Source organism: Rhizobium hidalgonense (assembly GCF_005862185.2).
Lineage (GTDB): Bacteria > Pseudomonadota > Alphaproteobacteria > Rhizobiales > Rhizobiaceae > Rhizobium > Rhizobium hidalgonense.
Genome location: NZ_CP054027.1, coordinates 2,796,097 through 2,813,298, shown reverse-complemented (window position 1 = coordinate 2,813,298; position 17,202 = coordinate 2,796,097). Strand labels below are relative to the sequence as shown.

Here is a 17,202-nt window from a genome sequence, read left to right as displayed (position 1 = left end):
CTCCCGGGCAAAGAGAAAGCGGAGACTTTATTTCGTCTCCGCTTAATGGTTTAGCCGTGGTCTCTATCCAACGCTCAGGCGGTGCGGACCGTCGCTGTGCCGACAAGCAGGTCGTGGATGAGACGGCTGCGCTCGGTAAACAGGCCGGCAAGCAGGATGAGCGGCGTCAGCACCGAGTTGAGGATCCAGAATAGCGCCAGATGCACGATCGCCGTCAGGAAATCCATCGGCCGCCCATCGACGCGCACGATGGCGATCCCCATCGCGCGCATGCCGAGTGAGGCCTGGCTCCGCCCGCCGACAGTCAGGCCGAAATAGATGCCGGCAACGATGACGAAGAGGGCAGGGTAGAGCAGGAAACCGAGCCCGAGCGTGACGATCGACAGAAAAAACAGCACGATCCCCGCGGGGATGCAAAGCAGCAGGACGATCAGATAGTCGAGGATGAAGGCGAAGACACGGCGGCTCAACACGCCGCTATAGGCGCGCCAGTCCTCCGGTGCGGCATAAAGCGGATTGGGGTTGTAGCTCATCTCAATCTCCTGCGGAAAAGCGATGCCGCAGATATGGTATCGGCAGAACAAAATACAATATTCTGTCGGAATCAGCGTGTGCCGAGAATTTTCGCCACCTCGACCGCGAAATAGGTGAGGATGCCGTCGCATCCCGCCCGCTTGAACGACAGCAGCGTTTCGAGCATCGCCCGCTCGCCGTCGATCCAGCCGTTCATCGCCGCCGCCTTGATCTGGCTATATTCGCCGGAAACCTGGTAGGCGAAGGTCGGCAGGCCGAAAGCTTCCTTCATCCGCCAGCAGATGTCGAGATAGGGCAGGCCGGGCTTGACCATCAGCATGTCCGCGCCTTCCTCGACGTCGAGAGCGGCATCGCGGATCGCCTCGGTACCGTTGGCCGGGTCGATATAATAGGTCTTCTTGTCGCCTTTCAGCAGCCCGCCGGTCGAGATCGCCTCGCGATAGGGGCCGTAGAAGGCGGAGGCGAATTTCGTCGCATAGCTCATGATGCCGACGCTCTGGTGACCTGCCGCATCGAGCGCCATGCGGATTGCGCCGATGCGCCCGTCCATCATCTCCGACGGCGCGATGATATCGGCGCCGGCATCGGCCTGCATCACGGCGGCGCGGGCAACCTGGTCGACCGTCTCGTCGTTGACGATCTCGCCGTCTCTCAAGATGCCGTCGTGTCCGTGGCTGGTGAAGGGATCGAGCGCGACGTCGGTGATGACGCCGATATTGGGCACAGCCTTCTTGATCGCCACTGTTGCCTGATTGATCAGATTGTTGGCTTCGAGGCTGTTCGAGCCGGTCTCGTCGCGCAGCTCCATCTCGATGTTCGGAAAGGTTGCGAGTGCGGGAATTCCGAGGCCGGCGGCTTCCCGTGCCGCCTCGACCGCCTCGTCGATGCTCATGCGGTTGACGCCGGGCATAGCCTGGATCGGATCGACGATGCCGGAGCCGGGCACGATGAAGATCGGCCAGATCAGGTCGTCGACCGTCAGCCGGTTCTCCTGCACCAGCCGGCGTGTCCAATCCGCCTTGCGGTTGCGCCGCATCCGGCGATGGCCGGTGATGTCGTCGACGAGATGCGTCCTATCCTGCATGATATCTGCCCTGGCCCATTCCATTTATCGGAGCGCTCATTATCATGCCCCTCGAAAAATCCAAACCGGACGATCGGCCGCGGCGGAAAAACCTCAAGCGTCTAACCCGAAATTGATTTTCGGCGTTACGCGCCAACGCGATGTGATAGAGCGTCGTTAGCGCGTCGTCAGACGCACGGCGCTCTTCAAGAAGATGCAACCCCGAACCGATGTCTGCGCTATGGAAACCGATTCCCCGACGATACCGAAACGCACGCTGGCGGATATCCTCTTCATTCTGTTCCTGAGACTGGTCGCCATATCCTGTTTCTGGTTCGGCCTGCAATATTGGGCGATGCTCGTCGGCTATTCGCTGGTCGGCGCCGGCCGCTTCGATCTTTTGAGCCTGCCGTGGAAGGTGGCGAGCACCAGTCTCGCCGTGCTTTTTCCTGTCGCTTCCCTCGGTCTTTGGCTCACTGTCTCCTGGGGGCCGGTCATCTGGGTGCTGGCCGCCGGCGGGCAAATCCTGATGTATGGATTGCTGCCCAATATTTTCGGGCCCAACAAACTGATCATCCTGCTGCATGTGATGGTCGCAGCCGTCTACTGGATTTTCCGCCTGCTGCTCTGGCTGGAAAAGCGCCGGCACCGCCGCCAGGTAAGTGTTGATTTACCCTGAGACAACGTGGGGTTTCCAGTAAGGCTCCGTTAAGCCTGCGGTTTAAGTCGAATTTTATATGTATTCGATAGGGTCTCACTCAAGGCGGGAAGAAAACACACCGCCAATCAAACAGTGAGGCAGTCAATATGAACACGAAAATTAAGCCGCAGGCGGTATCGAACTTCCGTGACCAGCAGGATCAGGGCATCCGTGATCTTTACATGGAATCCCTTCATCTTGTTGAACGTCTTCACCGCCGTCTTCTCGACGTCATCAAGGACGAGTTCGACCGTCAGGGTCGCAGCGACGTCAACGCCATCCAGGCGCTGCTCCTTTTCAACATCGGCAATTCCGAGCTGACCGCCGGCGAGCTGCGCTCGCGGGGCTACTATCTCGGCTCCAACGTTTCCTACAACGTCAAGAAGCTGGTCGACCTCGGCTTCATCAACCACCAGCGCTCGCGCATCGACCGCCGCTCGGTCCGCATCAGCCTGACCGAAACCGGCCAGGACATCGCCGAGACGGTGGCAAAACTCTACGAACGCCACATCACCTCGATCGACAAGGTCGGCGGCATCGGCACCGACGAGTTCACCCAGATGAACAAGCTGCTCCAGCGCCTGGACCGCTTCTGGAACGACTCGATTATGTATCGCCTCTAAGACCCTCGACCTCCTTTCAGGGTTGCAGAAAATCGGACGTGTCCCTGCACGTCCGATTTGCCGTTTGCTCTCCGTGGCATCTTTGCAACGCAAGGCGGGCAAGCATTATCGCCCGTATCCAAGCCGTTTTTTAGCCGTTATTAACCGGCACGGTTTAGCCCGTCACATGGTTCGTTGTGTCGTGTTTCCGGTAGCCGGGTCATCCGTCTTCCGGCCCGATAACACGAATTGGCCACATTGGTGTGGCAGCGGAAGGCTTAACAACCGGCGCTTTCAACAGACCGATCAATTGGTCAGCCTGTCGCATCGCAATCTTGTGATGGGGCAAGCGGAAAGTTTTGATGTGCCGGGACAACAAATGCACAGAGATCTGCGTTAGAGCGCTGTGATATCGCAAAGAGCCGCGGCTTCTCTTTTCGCCGCATTCAGTGGTTGGGACTATGTCGAAGAAAAACGGAAATGAAGCTCTCTCGCGCCGCGCTTTCCTTGCGTCCGCGGCAACAGTTGGCGCCAGCGCGATTGCCGCGCCGGCCTTTGCGCAATCGGCGATCGATACGCTGATCAATGCACCGCGCCGCGGCAACTGGGACGACCAGTTCGACGCCAAGGCGGCTTCGCGCACGGCAAGCGCTGTCGTTTCCAACACGCCGATTCTTGGCCCCCAATCGGTCGCCAGCGCCCAGCAGGCGATCATGCAGTATCAGCAGATCGCGGCCGCCGGCGGCTGGCCCGAAGTCAATCCCGGTGACCAGCGCCTGCAGCTCGGCGTCAGCCACCCCGCAGTCCAGGCGCTACGCCAGCGCCTTGCGATTACCGGCGACCTGCCGCGCGAAGCCGGCATGTCGAGCGCCTTCGATTCCTATGTCGACGGTGCCGTCAAGCGCTTCCAGGCCCGCCACGGCCTGCCGTCTGATGGTGTGCTCGGCGAATTCACGCTGAAGGCGATGAACATCCCCGCCGATGTCCGCCTGCAGCAGTTGAACACCAATATCGTCCGCCTGCAGACCTTCCCCGAGGACCTCGGCCGCCGCCACGTGATGGTCAACATCCCCGCCGCCTACGTGGAAGCCGTTGAAGACGGCAGCGTCGCGACGCGCCACACCGCGGTTGTCGGCCGTCTCAGCCGCCCGACCCATCTCGTCAACTCGAAGATCTACGAGGTCATCCTCAACCCCTACTGGACCTCGCCGCGCTCGATCGTCGAGAAGGACATCATGCCGCTGATGCGCAAGGATCCGACCTATCTCGAAAAGAACGCCATCCGCCTGATCGACGGCAAGGGCAACGAAGTCGCCCCCGAGACCATCGACTGGAACGGCGAGGCGCCGAACCTGATGTTCCGTCAGGACCCCGGCAAGACCAACGCCATGGCCTCGACCAAGATCAACTTCTACAACAAGAACGGCGAGTACATGCACGACACGCCGCAGCAGGGCCTGTTCAACAAGCTCATGCGCTTCGAATCGTCTGGATGTGTCCGCGTCCAGAACGTGCGCGACTTGTCGAACTGGCTCTTGCGCGAGACCCCCGGCTGGAACCGCCAGCAGATGGAGCAGGTGATCGCAACCGGCGTCAACACGCCGGTCAAACTCGCCATCGAAGTTCCGGTCTATTTCGTCTACATCTCCGCCTGGGGCATGCCCGACGGCATCGTCCAGTTCCGCGACGACATCTATCAGATGGATGGCAATGCCGAGCTGGCGCTGGATACCACGGCTGGCATGGAGCAGCCGGTTCAATAAGCGGCGACCTTTGCAATCGCAACCTCAAACCGCGCCTTCCCGGCGCGGTTTTTTTATGCGGGGGAGGGCGCGCGCTCTCGTAGCCATCATTCATCGGCGCCGCGCTGTCGCAAAATGATCGGAGCGCGCGCTTTGCTCAGCAAATGTCGTTCTTCGTATTGCCCTTGCCACAACGGAAGGCTAATACCTCAGCGCATTCCAGTTGAGGAGCCCGCCCATGACCAATGCTTCCACCGAATCCTTCTTCAATCGCTCGCTTGCGGACGTCGATCCGGAAATTTTCGGCGCGATCGGAAAGGAACTCGGTCGCCAACGGCACGAGATCGAACTGATCGCTTCCGAGAACATCGTCTCCCGCGCCGTGCTGGAAGCCCAGGGCTCCATCATGACCAACAAATATGCCGAGGGTTATCCCGGCAAGCGTTATTACGGCGGCTGCCAGTTCGTCGATATCGCCGAGGAGTTGGCGATCGAGCGCGCCAAGAAGCTGTTCGGCGTCAATTTCGCCAACGTCCAGCCGAATTCCGGCTCGCAAATGAACCAGGCCGTGTTCCTGGCGCTGCTGCAGCCGGGCGATACCTTCATGGGTCTCGACCTGAATTCGGGCGGCCACCTCACCCATGGTTCGCCGGTCAACATGTCCGGCAAGTGGTTCAACGTCGTCTCCTACGGCGTGCGTGAAGGCGACAACCTGCTCGACATGGATGAAGTTGCCCGCAAGGCCGAAGAGACCAAGCCGAAGCTCATCATTGCCGGTGGCACCGCCTATTCCCGTATCTGGGACTGGAAGCGCTTTCGCGAGATTGCTGACAGCGTCGGCGCCTATCTGATGGTCGACATGGCCCACATCGCCGGTCTCGTTGCTGGCGGCCAGCATCCCTCGCCGTTCCCGCATTGCCATGTCGCGACGACGACGACCCACAAGTCGCTGCGTGGCCCGCGCGGCGGCGTCATCCTCACCAATGAAGAGGATCTGGCGAAGAAGTTCAATTCGGCCGTTTTCCCGGGTCTCCAGGGTGGTCCGCTGATGCACATCATCGCCGCCAAGGCGGTCGCTTTCGGCGAGGCGCTGCAGCCTGAGTTCAAGGATTACGCTGCCCAGGTCGTCAAGAATGCCAAGGCGCTGGCCGAAACGCTGATCGCTGGCGGTCTCGACGTCGTCTCCGGCGGCACCGACAACCATCTGATGCTCGTCGACCTGCGCAAAAAGAACGCCACCGGCAAGCGCGCCGAGGCCGCTCTCGGCCGCGCCTACGTCACCTGCAACAAAAACGGCATTCCCTTCGACCCGGAAAAGCCCTTCGTCACCTCGGGCGTGCGCCTGGGTGCACCGGCCGGCACGACCCGCGGCTTCAAGGAAGCCGAATTCCGCGAAATCGGCAATCTCATCGTCGAGGTTCTCGACGGCCTGAAGGTCGCCAATTCCGATGAAGGCAATGCTGCCGTCGAAGCCGCGGTGCGCGGCAAGGTGGTCAACCTCACAGACCGCTTCCCAATGTATGACTACATGGGATAAGGAGTAGCAATGCGCTGCCCCTATTGCGGTTCGGAAGATACACAGGTCAAAGATTCGCGCCCGGCGGAGGACAACACGTCCATCCGCCGGCGGCGTATCTGTCCGGATTGCGGCGGCCGCTTCACCACCTTCGAGCGCGTGCAGCTGCGCGAGCTGATGGTCATCAAGAAGACCGGCCGCAAGGTGCCGTTCGACCGCGACAAGCTGGTGCGCTCCTTCGAAGTGGCGCTGCGCAAACGCCCGGTTGAGCGGGATCGCATCGAGCGCGCCGTGTCGGGCATCGTCCGCCGGCTTGAAAGCTCCGGCGAGACCGAGATTTCCTCCGAGCAGATCGGCCTGCAGGTGCTCGAAGCGATGAAGAGCCTCGACGATGTCGGCTTCGTGCGCTACGCCTCCGTCTATCGGGACTTCTCGCTTGCCGAGGATTTCGAAAAGGTCATTTCCGAAATCAACGCCAAGATCGCCCGCGACCCGCTGGACAGGTGAGCCATGAGCGTCACGCCGGATGACGAGAGTTTCATGGCGGCGGCGATCCGCCTGTCGCGCCGTCATCTCGGCCGCACCGCCACCAACCCCTCCGTCGGCTGCCTGATCGTCAGGGACGGCGTCGTCGTCGGTCGGGCGGTCACCGCCGTCGGCGGCCGTCCGCATGCCGAGCCACAGGCGCTGGCCGAAGCCGGCGCGGCTGCCCGCGGCGCCACCGCCTATGTGACGCTCGAACCCTGCTCGCATCACGGCAAGACGCCCCCCTGCGCCGAGGCGCTGATCGCCTATGGCGTTGCCCGTGTCGTCATCTCAGTCACCGATCCAGATCCGCGCGTCTCGGGCCGCGGTATCGCCATGCTGCGTGAAGCCGGTATCGAGGTGGATGCCGGCGTGCTGGAGGCGGAGGGCCGGCGTTCGCTTGCCGGCTATCTCACCCGCCAGACGAAGAACCGGCCTTATGTGACTCTCAAACTTGCGGTTTCCGCCGATGGCATGATCGGCCGCGAGGGGGAGGGGCAGGTGGCGATCACAGGCCCGGAGGCCCGCGCTGAGGTGCAGGCGCTGCGCGCCGAAACCGACGCGATCCTCGTCGGCATCGGCACGGCAATTTCAGATGATCCGCTGCTGACGGTGCGAACACCAGGCCTCGAGGCCCAGTCGCCGATCCGCATCGTGCTCGATCCCTCGCTGGCATTGCCGCTGACGAGCAAGCTGGTTCAGACGGCGCGGGACGTGCCTGTCATCGTGGTGGCGGGTGAGGAAGTTTCGTCTTTAGCTGCGGATGCGGAGGGGCTACCTCCCTCTGTCCTGCCGGACATCTCCCCCACAAGGGGGGAGATCGGCAAGGAGCATGCTCCGTCTTCCCAAGATGACCGCTCATCACCGGCAAGAAAACATGTAGGGCAGGGAACTAACCCTCAGCCAATCTCCCCCCTTGTGGGGGAGATGCCCGGCAGGGCAGAGGGGGGTACCCCATCCACTGACATCCCCGAAACAGAATCTCGCCGCACCGCGCTCGAAGCCGCCGGTGTCGAGATCGTCTATTGCAATCCCTATCATCCGGAAATCCTGCTGCCGGCCTTAGCAACACGCGGTATTTCCTCGCTTCTGGTCGAGGGCGGCGCCAAGACCGCCCGGCTTTTCCTCGAGGCTGGCCTTGTCGACCGCATCCAGCTTTACCAGGCGCCTGTCGTCATCGGCGAGGGCGGTATTGAATCGCCGCTTGGCGCAACCGACATACCATCGGGTTTTGCCCATACGGGCACGCAGATGTTCGGCGAAGATCGCCTGGACGAATACGAAAGAGGGCTTTGATGTTTACCGGAATAGTCACAGATGTCGGCACGGTCGAATCCGTTTCCCCGCTGAAGGAAGGCATCCGACTGCGGGTCGCCACCGCCTACGATCCGACGACGATCGACATGGGGGCCTCGATCTCGCATTCCGGTATCTGCCTCACCGTCACCGCACTTCCTGGCGAAGGCAGCAACGGCCGCTGGTTCGAGGTCGAGGCCTGGGAAGAGGCGCTGCGGCTGACGACGATCGGCACCTGGCAGGAAGGCAGCCGCATCAATCTCGAACGGTCGCTGAAAATAGGCGATGAACTCGGCGGGCATATCGTTTCCGGCCATGTCGACGGCAAGGCGGAAATACTCTCGGTGACATCGGAGGGCGACGCCACCCGTTACCGCCTGCGGGCGCCCGAGCATCTGGCAAAATTTGTCGCCCCCAAGGGTTCGATCGCTCTCGACGGCACCTCGCTGACGGTCAATTCGGTCGACGGCACGGATTTCGACGTGCTGCTCATCCGCCACACGCTCGAGGTCACCACCTGGGGCGAGCGCAAGGCCGGCGATTTCGTCAATTTCGAAGTCGACACCATGGCGCGTTACGCTGCCCGGCTGGCCGAATTCCCGAGCGCCTGAATCGAAACCTCTACCGGTTTCCAGGGGGCGAATCTGCATTTCGCCGGCATGCTGGGCGCGAAGCATAAGGTCTGCGACGTGGCGCCGGCCAGATAGCTCACCAATCCGGGGACAGCTTCGTTAAATACTGGCCGTAGGCACTCTTGCCGAGCTTCTCCGCGAGCTTGGCGAGGTCGTGCTGCGAGATGTAACCCATGCGCCAGGCGACTTCTTCGGGGCAGGCGATCTTGAAGCCCTGGCGCTTCTCCAGCGTGCTGACGAAACCTGCGGCATCGTGCAGGCTGTCCGGCGTGCCGGTGTCGAGCCAGGCATAGCCTCGGCCCATCAGCTCCACGAAAAGCTGGCCGCGCTCTAGATAAGTGCGGTTGATATCGGTGATTTCCAATTCGCCGCGCGGTGACGGCTTCAGATTGGCGGCGATATCGACCACCTGCTGGTCGTAAAAATAAAGGCCGGTCACTGCCCAGTTCGATTTGGGCTCCTTCGGTTTCTCCTCGATCGACAGCGCATTCATCTTTTCGTCGAAGCCGACAACGCCGTAGCGTTCCGGATCGGTGACGTGATAGGCGAACACCGTCGCGCCTTCCCGCCGACTCGTGCCGGATTTCATGATTTCCGCCAGTCCGTGGCCGTAAAAGATATTGTCGCCGAGAACGAGTGCCGAACTGTCGCCGTGCACGAAGTCGGCGCCGATGATGAAGGCTTGTGCAAGGCCGTCCGGGCTCGGCTGCACGGCATAGGTCAGCGAAATTCCCCATTGCGAACCGTCGCCGAGCAGGCACTTGAAGGCTTCGACGTCGTAAGGCGTGGTGATGATCAGCAACTCCCTGATGCCGGCGAGCATGAGCGTCGTCAACGGATAGTAGATCATCGGCTTGTCGTAGACCGGCATCAGCTGTTTCGAGACGGCCTGAGTGATCGGATGCAGACGCGTGCCTGTGCCGCCGGCGAGAATAATTCCCTTCATGCCCTCTCCTTAAAGACCTTTGTTCAAAAGGTCTTGCATGATAATCATCATGGACTGCCTCCACTCCGGGAGCCGGATTCCATATGTTCTGGCGAGCTTGTCGCCGTTGAGACGCGAATTGGCGGGACGCTTTGCCGGTGTCGGATAGTCCGCCGTCGGGATGCGCTCGACGGCGACCTTTCTGCCGCCGGATTTAGAAAGCTCCGCAAATATCTCTTCGGCGAAATCCGCCCAGCTTGCTTCGCCGCTGCCGGTCAGGTGAAAAGTGCCGCGGAGCGATGGCGCAGGGTCCGCGACGACACGGGCTGCGATCGCAAGAATCGCGTCGGCGATATCGAGTGCCGAGGTCGGGCATCCGGTCTGATCGGCGACAACGCGAAGATGATCGCGCGTCTCGGAAAGCCGCAGCATCGTTTTCAGGAAATTGGTGCCAAAGGGCGAATAGACCCAGGCGGTGCGCAGGATGACGTGGTTCGGGTTCGCCGCCGCGACGGCCGTCTCGCCTGCAAGCTTCGAACGCCCGTAGACGGAGATCGGCGCCGTCACATCTTCTTCGGAATAGGCGGAGGCCTTGTCGCCGCCGAAGACGTAGTCGGTCGAAATGTGGATGACCGGAACCCCGATCCGCGCGGCAGCCCCGGCCACCGCCCCGGCGCCTGTCGCGTTGACAGAAAAAGCAAGCTCGGCTTCGCTCTCGGCCTTGTCGACCGCCGTATAGGCGGCGGCCGAGACGATCACATCCGGGCGCAGGGCCGAGAAGGCGGCTGCAATGCTTGCAGGATCCGCGAGGTCCATTTCCGGGCGCCCGACCGCGCTGATTTCGACGCCTGTTTCGGCGCCACGTCTGAGCAGCGACTGAACGACCTGGCCCTGTTTGCCGGTAACGACAATGTGCATCGCTTAACGTTCCTTGAAAACGCCGAGGCGTTCGCCGGAGTAGACGGTTTCGCGTAGCGGCCTCCACCACCATTCGTTTTCCAAGTACCAGTGCACGGTCTTCTCGATGCCGGTTTCGAAGGTCTCTTGCGCCTTCCAGCCGAGTTCGCTTTCGAGTTTCGAGGCATCGATCGCATAGCGTGCGTCGTGTCCAGGGCGGTCCGTGACGTTGGTGATCAGACGTGCATGCGGTGCCTTGTCGCTGTAGACGCCGTCGAGAATAGCGCAGATGCGCTGAACGACATCGATGTTCTTGCGCTCATTGCGACCGCCCACATTGTATTTTTCGCCGGGGCGGCCTCTGGATGCGATCGTGAAGAGCGCGCGGGCGTGGTCTTCGACATAGAGCCAGTCGCGGACATTTGCTCCATTGCCGTAAACCGGAAGAGGCTTGCCCTCTAGCGCGTTCAGGATCATCAGCGGAATGAGCTTTTCCGGGAAATGGAACGGCCCGTAGTTGTTGGAGCAATTGGAGACGACGACGGGCAGGCCGTAGGTGCGGTGCCAGGCGATCGCCAGATGGTCGCTCGCGGCCTTGGAGGCCGAGTATGGCGAGGACGGATCGTAAGGCGTCGTCTCCTCGAACAGGCCCTCGTCGCCGAGTGAGCCGTAGACTTCGTCCGTCGAGACATGCAGAAAGCGGAAGGCGCTCTTGCGGCGAGCATCAAGACCATCCCAATAGTGCCGTGCGGCATCCAGCAGGCTGAATGTGCCGACGATGTTGGTCTGAATGAAATCGGCCGCGCCCGAGATCGAACGGTCGACATGGCTCTCTGCCGCGAGATGCATGACCATATCAGGGCGGAAGGACGCGAATGCTTCCTGCATCCTGGCGCGGTCGCAGATGTCGGCACGCAGGAACTGGTAGTTCGGTGCGGATTCGACGGATTTCAGCGACGCCAGATTGCCGGCATAGGTCAGCGTGTCGACATTCAGCACCTCGGCGCCGATCTCGCTGACGAGATAGCGCACCAATGCCGATCCAATGAAGCCCGCTCCGCCCGTGACCAGTATGCGCATCGTGGATCAATCCTCGGGTAGCTGTGCTGAATAGGAAAAATGGCCTGGCAGTTCGGCGAGCCGCGGCAGCGTCTTGTCCTTGTCGGACGATACCATTTCTCTCTCGTCGAAGGGCCAGCGAATGCCGATCGTGGGATCGTTCCACGCGATGCCCCGATCATGCTGCGGGCTGTAGGGTGCGGTTACCTTGTAGCTGATGACGCTGTTCGGCTCGATCGTGACGAACCCGTGCGCGAAACCGGCCGGTATCCAGAGCTGCTTGCCGGTTTCAGGCGAGAGCTCCTGAGAGAGCCATTTGCCGAAGCTCGGCGATCCCACGCGGATATCGACGACGACATCCATGATCCGGCCGGCAAGGCAACGCACCAGCTTGCCCTGTGCGAAGGGCGGGATCTGGAAATGAAGCCCCCGCACGGTGCCGGCCTGCGCCGAAAGCGATTCATTGTCCTGGACGAACCTGACGTCGGCCACATTTTCCCGGAACCAGGCATCCTTGAATACCTCGGAGAAGTAGCCGCGGTGATCGCCGAAGCGTGGCGGGGTGATTGCTACGATGCCTACGATGGCCGCGGTCTCAATGCGCATGACGTACCTTTTCTCCGGCCTTCATCAGGCGCCTGCCTTCATGACGCTCATCAGCATGTCCGCCTGCGAGCGGCTCTGCATGGCCGCAAGGCCTGTCGCGGCAATGGCATCGCGCTCGTCGGGATCGGCGATCAGCTTGTAGCAGCGCTCGATCATGTCGTCATAGGGCTCGATTGCCAAACCGCCGATAAAGGGCTGGAGGTCCGGATCGCGAATGTCGCCTTCCGTCAGCACGCAAACGCGATTGGCGAGCAGATAGGAAATGCGCACGATCTCGAAGACGCCGCTCGCATAATGATGGATGTTGATCACGATCTTGGCGCGGGCAATCGCCGCATCGCGTTCCGCACCATAGATGTTGAAGAGGTGCGCGACCTTGAGCCCGCCGTCCTTCAGCGTCTTCAGGATATGGTGGCGGCGTTCGTTCATCGAGCCGTAGAAGAGCACGTCGATATCTCTGACGGGATTGTGCTTTATCTGGCTGAGGCAGCGGCTGTAGCCGATTTCGAGGACGCCGGCGTGATCAATGCCCTTGGCGGCGAGATTTTCGCGGTTGCGTGGGCTGTAGTCGAGCACCGGCATCGCCCTCAGGATCGACGTATAGCGCGAATTGATCCAGCTGCTTTCTTCGGACACCTGCTCGAGGTTGATGATGACGCTGTCTTTCGGCAAATGGTCGACGATGTCGGCGGGGAGAAGATTGCCGCCATAGATGATCGGCGCACGGCCGGCGAATGCGTTCATGTCGCGGGTGATCGGTGCCGAGCCGCCGAGTTCCTCGAAGGCGCCTTGCAGGCCGAGCGCGACTTCGTCGAAGGCGTGGCTGTGATTGTAGTTGTCGGGCGTCACGATCCAGATGCAATGGCGGTCCTTGTGTGCCTGCCATCCGCCGCTAAAGGGTTGCAACGAATGGCCGAGCGGCTGCTCGATCTTCGGTGCAGCTGGTATAGCGGGCCTTGCTGTCTGTACGGGCTGCTGCGGCACCGCAGAGGCGCCGGAAGGCTGCTGGGCGTGGGCGCGCATCAATTCGCGGCCGCCGATGAATTGGCCGCGCGGCATCCAGGCGGGCGGATCATCAGCCATCCAGATCAGATGCGGCTGCTTGATGAGCGGTTGGCGGCCTTGCTGCCAAGCGGTCAGGAGAGCATCGTCAGGGCTCCGCAGGAAAGCTTCCTTGGCGGCGAAGAGGCCATGCAGCATCCGGCCGAGGCGGACACCGAACTTCCATTCGAAATCGGCAACGGTCGGTACGAAGGCGGCGATCTTCAATCCGGAGGCGGCTGCCTGCTGGATATAAAGCCCGAGTAGACGCTCGATCACGAAGGGGCGCATCTTCGCGTTGGCATCGCGTGAATAGTGAGCCGTACCAGCATAGGCGGCGCCCGCCGCCGTGCCGGCTCGCGCTTGGTTTTCCAGCGATTCGAGAATTCGTTCGCAAAAGGCGAAATAGCCGGACCAGAATTTCCGGTTGCCGCAGAAATAGTTGCAGAATGCGAAGGCAGTCTTGTCCTGGGGCGGCGCGATCGGATAGCCGAGCTCCTGGATATGCAAAAAGATCGGCTCCATGCCGGGGTGACCGCCAAGCAGCGAATGTTCCCAGACATTGCTGTAGATCGCCGCGTGGCCGATCAGCGGATTGTAAAGATAGGCGTCCGCACCTTCTGCCCTGGCCTTTTCCGCCTCGGTGACAAAGGACGGAAAGCTCGTCACCGACTTCATCTCGAATTTGCTGGAGAGCAGCCCCCAAAACACGTCGTCGCCGAGGCCGATGGCCTCGTGATGCTGATGCAGGGTGAGGAAGAGTTCATATTCGCGGGTCGTAGCCTGCGTGTTGAACGAGATGTCGAGCGGCATGGCCGCCGCGTCGAGCTGGCCGCGCTGCGAAGCATCGAGATAAGGCTGATAGACAATGACGGATCCCGTGCCGGCAGCTTTCTCCGTGAGAAGCGCCAGATCAGGAAGGCCGGCCGGCAAAGAAGAAATGGGCTGATTGATCGTCAAGGTATCGTCCTTCGCGAATGGCTGCCGTCTGTTTGGGAAATCCGCAGAATGGCAATTCGAGCCTGTTTGGTGCCTACTATTTGAGGTGAAGCTTGCGCCACACTGTTCGCAGAACTGTCGCTGGCAATCTGGAGGGGTGTGGGAACTCGGCCATCCCCCTGCCAGTTTTCTCTAGCCAGCTTTATTGGCTCAGCCGCTTCTGCTGCCGGTGTCGCAAGAGTTGCGATGTTCCGTTTGGATTGGGCCGCTCGGTTTATACGCCGCTTCTATAGGCGCCATCATTCGATACGGTGGCTATATCCCCGAACAAGGACCCAGGCAGGGTATTGCCATAGAGTTCGGCTATCCGTTTGACGAGAAGATAGCTTCCGAGACGCTCCTGGCAAAATGAGATCGCGCGTTTCTGCACGGGGTCATCGGCTTGAAACGGTTGATATCGTTTCGCAAATTCAAAAGACGGCGCCACCATGCGGACAAAAGTGTCCAGCCACCAGTCCGTCGGATAGGTGCCGAGTTCAATGCCTCCAGGAACGAAAGTGCTGGAGTTAAAAAACTGCAAAGCTTCGGCTTGCGTTAAAGTGTTTGCTTCGATTGCAAACGCTGTATATCTGAGAAAGTCAACAATATTGTGGAAGCGTGCATAGTGTTGAGATATGTTGTGGAGGTTTAACGGCCGAGGTAGAAAGAAATTCTCTGAAAAAAACTGCGGATCCTCCGGTCTTGTGATTTCCACTTCTTCAGAAGTCGTTGTATTCATCCCGGGATATTCGGGGTTCGGGGTCCCGATTTTTAGCCTCGTTAGAAATTTACGATACTGCCAGATGGTAACGTTGCGATGTTTTGCTGGCTCTTCCGAAACGACCTTTGCGATAACGATCGTTCCAAGAGATCCTGACAATTTCGCGTGAAGCTCCTCCGGCTCGCTGAAAAAATCATAACCGGCAATGACATCCATTCCCCTGCTTTCCAAAGGCAGTTTAGAGTTGAGCCATATGATTTTCGCGCCCTCGGGAGGAGGGTAGCTCGGCAAATCCTTATGGCAAACAATGAAAATGGTCATATTTGTAATCAGCCTCTGATGGACGGGGAGTGTCTGCCGGCTGAAATTACCACGCGGCTCGCCCGTCAATGCTTCGTTGTGTCGAGGTGGCGGACGTCAGCATTCCTAGCGTTTTTGCCTCTTGTCAGCGACTCTACAGCGCGTTGCTTGCGCGTAGCCGGTGCGAAGCCTAGCGCGAAAACTGAATGACTTCGCCGTTGTACTGCGTGCGCGTGGTCTCGCGAAAACCGAGTTTGGCTGCGACCCGCAACGAGGCCGGATTCTCCGGGCTGATGATGCAGCTCATCGGTTTTGCCGGGAAATGTGCTTGCCCCCAGCCGATCAGGGCGGTCAACGCTTCGGTGGCGTAACCGCGCCCGTGCGCCGAGGGTATCAGCGCCCAGCCGAGTTCCATCGTCCCCTCGATCGATGGCGTCATCTCGCGGCGGGATTCCATGAAGCCCGCTTCGCCGATGAACCGGTCGCTCGCCTTTTCCACGATCGCAAGAAAGCCGAAGCCCATATGGTGCCACATGCCGGCAATCCGCAGCATGCGGCTCCAGCTCTGCTCGCGCGTCGACGGGATGCCGCTGATGAAGCGGACGACGTCTTCATCAGCCCAGAGTGCCGCATGCGCCTCGAAATCATCGAGGCGGTGAGGGCGGAGCGTCAGCCGCTCCGTTTCGAGGGTTGGAATATCGGTCATATCGGGTCCTTCAAGCGCCGGGCTCGCCGACCCAATAGTCGAGATCGGCTCCCGGCCGGCCGATATGGCGGAAGCGCACAGGTTTGGTATCGCCCCTGTTGGTCTTGGCAAGAAACTTTCCGGAATCCGGATATTCGACGATCTCGGTCTTCGCCATCGTCGAGATGCCGAGATAGACAAGCGGAGCCGTGCCGGTGTTGATGATCTGGTGCGCCGTTTCCGGGCCGCCGGCCGGTGCGCCGAGCGCGTCGCCCGCCTTGATCGCATGGCGCTCGCCGCCGAAGCGGTATTCGCCTGTGCCTGAAATCACGTAGAAAAGTTCGTCTTCGACGTGGTGGTTGTGGAAGGGGCAGCCCGATTTGCCCGGCGGCACCTCGTTGTAGCTGATGCCGAGGCCGGTCAGGCCGAGAAGCGCGCCGAACGACGTGTCGACGCTCTCATAGAGCGTGCCCTGTTGCCAATGGTCGAGCTTTAGATCGGCGATATTGATCACCGCCTTCGCTTCCCTAGCCATGATGTCCTCCTGTTGCAGGAAGAGAAACCATCATCGCCTGGAAAAATTCAATGGTTTTCTGGAAAATCCCCGGCATGGGCGGAGAGGAGACCGCCGCCCATGCTATGAGCGCCGCGCACCGAAGGGGACGCGATGCGCTGAAACGTCAACGGACGTAGAAGGTCACGCTTCCGTCGGCTGCCTGTTCGGCATTGACGATATTGCGGACGTCGACGCCCTCGTTGTTGAGACGATGGGCAAGCGACCTGTTGGCGTCGATCGAGGCCTGGATGGCGTGAACGGCCTGGCCGGAACGTTCCGGCGCCGAGCGCGGCCCGGTGTTCTCGTCGTCGAGGTTGCGCCAGTTGTGGACCTGCTCGACGTTGAAATCATTGCCGTGGAAGGTCCGGAGTGTCTGCTCGATGCCCTGGGCACTGTTCATCCCAAGGCTTTCGGCCCGGCTGACGCCGGCAAATGCGAGGGAGGAGAGGGCTGCAGCGATGCTGATGGTGACAACGCGGTTCATGATTGTATCCTTTCATCTGCTTTAACGGTCGACTGTCGTTGCAGGGGATCGTCTGTCACGACATGAAATTGGCGCTCTTCCATTCGCGATTCAATAGGCTAAGCCACTGAAAACCCATTAAGAATTGTTCATGAAATCCGCCTTCGAAATGCCGTTTTCCAGGCATGCGGAAAAACCGGTTCGAGAGGCTTGCCGAGCAGTACAGGCACGGCGCGGCTATCCCCTTGCGGATATTTCTTCTTTGGCATTGCGGCATCGGGCGAAAGTGCTTGCCATTCTGGTGAAGGCATGTTTTGACCGCGGCCTGCCGAGTGGAAAACGCCCCACAAAACGAAGGTGA

19 protein-coding genes are annotated in these 17,202 nt (G+C 60.4%); 8 read left to right on the top strand and 11 right to left on the bottom strand.

Going from position 1 to position 17,202, the window contains the following annotated elements:
* Positions 1-74 precede the first annotated feature (74 nt).
* Positions 75-533, bottom strand: a complete 459-nt coding sequence (locus FFM81_RS13575; protein ID WP_003574079.1) for an RDD family protein — start codon at positions 531-533, stop codon at positions 75-77.
* 71 nt (positions 534-604) lie between these two features.
* Positions 605-1,618, bottom strand: a complete 1,014-nt coding sequence (gene hemB, locus FFM81_RS13570) for a porphobilinogen synthase (RefSeq protein ID WP_138384831.1) — start codon at positions 1,616-1,618, stop codon at positions 605-607.
* A gap of 220 nt (positions 1,619-1,838) precedes the next feature.
* Here hemB and FFM81_RS13565 point away from each other — a divergent pair, with 220 nt between their 5' ends.
* The 7 genes from FFM81_RS13565 (at position 1,839) to FFM81_RS13535 (ending at position 8,589) form a co-directional block, all read left to right on the top strand.
* Positions 1,839-2,276: a DUF6163 family protein gene (locus tag FFM81_RS13565; protein WP_003574074.1), complete on the top strand. Its 438-nt coding sequence runs from the start codon at positions 1,839-1,841 to the stop codon at positions 2,274-2,276.
* A 128-nt stretch (positions 2,277-2,404) separates the two neighbouring features.
* Complete coding sequence (ldtR, locus tag FFM81_RS13560; protein WP_003574072.1) at positions 2,405-2,920, top strand: transcriptional regulator LdtR; 516 nt, start codon at positions 2,405-2,407, stop codon at positions 2,918-2,920.
* A 440-nt stretch (positions 2,921-3,360) separates the two neighbouring features.
* Entirely contained in the window at positions 3,361-4,662 is a 1,302-nt protein-coding gene (locus FFM81_RS13555) for a L,D-transpeptidase family protein (protein ID WP_003574070.1), read from the top strand.
* A 217-nt stretch (positions 4,663-4,879) separates the two neighbouring features.
* Positions 4,880-6,178 carry a serine hydroxymethyltransferase gene (gene glyA, locus FFM81_RS13550; protein ID WP_025415833.1) on the top strand — a complete coding sequence of 433 codons (1,299 nt, stop codon included), beginning with the start codon at positions 4,880-4,882 and terminating at the stop codon, positions 6,176-6,178.
* Positions 6,179-6,187: 9 nt separating this feature from the next.
* A complete protein-coding gene (gene nrdR, locus FFM81_RS13545) occupies positions 6,188-6,664 on the top strand; it encodes a transcriptional regulator NrdR (RefSeq protein ID WP_003547190.1) in 477 nt (158 codons plus the stop codon).
* 3 nt (positions 6,665-6,667) lie between these two features.
* Positions 6,668-7,978: a bifunctional diaminohydroxyphosphoribosylaminopyrimidine deaminase/5-amino-6-(5-phosphoribosylamino)uracil reductase RibD gene (gene ribD, locus FFM81_RS13540; protein ID WP_138384832.1), complete on the top strand. Its 1,311-nt coding sequence runs from the start codon at positions 6,668-6,670 to the stop codon at positions 7,976-7,978.
* Entirely contained in the window at positions 7,978-8,589 is a 612-nt protein-coding gene (locus FFM81_RS13535; RefSeq protein WP_003574063.1) for a riboflavin synthase, read from the top strand. Before ribD ends, FFM81_RS13535 begins: the two co-directional genes overlap by 1 nt.
* 97 nt (positions 8,590-8,686) lie before the next feature.
* Here the strand turns inward: FFM81_RS13535 and rfbA are convergent, their stop codons facing one another.
* The 9 genes from rfbA to FFM81_RS13490 form a co-directional block, all read right to left on the bottom strand.
* Entirely contained in the window at positions 8,687-9,556 is an 870-nt protein-coding gene (gene rfbA / locus FFM81_RS13530) for a glucose-1-phosphate thymidylyltransferase RfbA (RefSeq protein WP_003574061.1), read from the bottom strand.
* A gap of 9 nt (positions 9,557-9,565) precedes the next feature.
* On the bottom strand, positions 9,566-10,453 hold the full coding sequence (gene rfbD, locus FFM81_RS13525; protein ID WP_138384833.1) for a dTDP-4-dehydrorhamnose reductase: 888 nt from the start codon (positions 10,451-10,453) through the stop codon (positions 9,566-9,568).
* A 3-nt stretch (positions 10,454-10,456) separates the two neighbouring features.
* Positions 10,457-11,512, bottom strand: a complete 1,056-nt coding sequence (rfbB, locus tag FFM81_RS13520) for a dTDP-glucose 4,6-dehydratase (RefSeq protein WP_025415836.1) — start codon at positions 11,510-11,512, stop codon at positions 10,457-10,459.
* 6 nt (positions 11,513-11,518) lie between these two features.
* A complete protein-coding gene (rfbC, locus tag FFM81_RS13515) occupies positions 11,519-12,097 on the bottom strand; it encodes a dTDP-4-dehydrorhamnose 3,5-epimerase (protein ID WP_138384834.1) in 579 nt (192 codons plus the stop codon).
* A 24-nt stretch (positions 12,098-12,121) separates the two neighbouring features.
* On the bottom strand, positions 12,122-14,098 hold the full coding sequence (locus tag FFM81_RS13510; RefSeq protein ID WP_025415838.1) for a CgeB family protein: 1,977 nt from the start codon (positions 14,096-14,098) through the stop codon (positions 12,122-12,124).
* Positions 14,099-14,351: 253 nt separating this feature from the next.
* Entirely contained in the window at positions 14,352-15,158 is an 807-nt protein-coding gene (locus FFM81_RS13505) for a hypothetical protein (protein ID WP_025415839.1), read from the bottom strand.
* A 169-nt stretch (positions 15,159-15,327) separates the two neighbouring features.
* Positions 15,328-15,843: a GNAT family N-acetyltransferase gene (locus tag FFM81_RS13500; protein WP_025415840.1), complete on the bottom strand. Its 516-nt coding sequence runs from the start codon at positions 15,841-15,843 to the stop codon at positions 15,328-15,330.
* A gap of 10 nt (positions 15,844-15,853) precedes the next feature.
* Entirely contained in the window at positions 15,854-16,357 is a 504-nt protein-coding gene (locus FFM81_RS13495) for a cupin domain-containing protein (protein ID WP_138384835.1), read from the bottom strand.
* A 145-nt stretch (positions 16,358-16,502) separates the two neighbouring features.
* The gene (locus tag FFM81_RS13490; RefSeq protein WP_003574045.1) at positions 16,503-16,862 is read right to left on the bottom strand and encodes a hypothetical protein; all 360 of its coding nucleotides are present in this window, start codon (positions 16,860-16,862) and stop codon (positions 16,503-16,505) included.
* A 130-nt stretch (positions 16,863-16,992) separates the two neighbouring features.
* Between FFM81_RS13490 and FFM81_RS13485 the strand changes: the two genes are divergently transcribed.
* Entirely contained in the window at positions 16,993-17,202 is a 210-nt protein-coding gene (locus tag FFM81_RS13485) for a hypothetical protein (RefSeq protein ID WP_128398469.1), read from the top strand.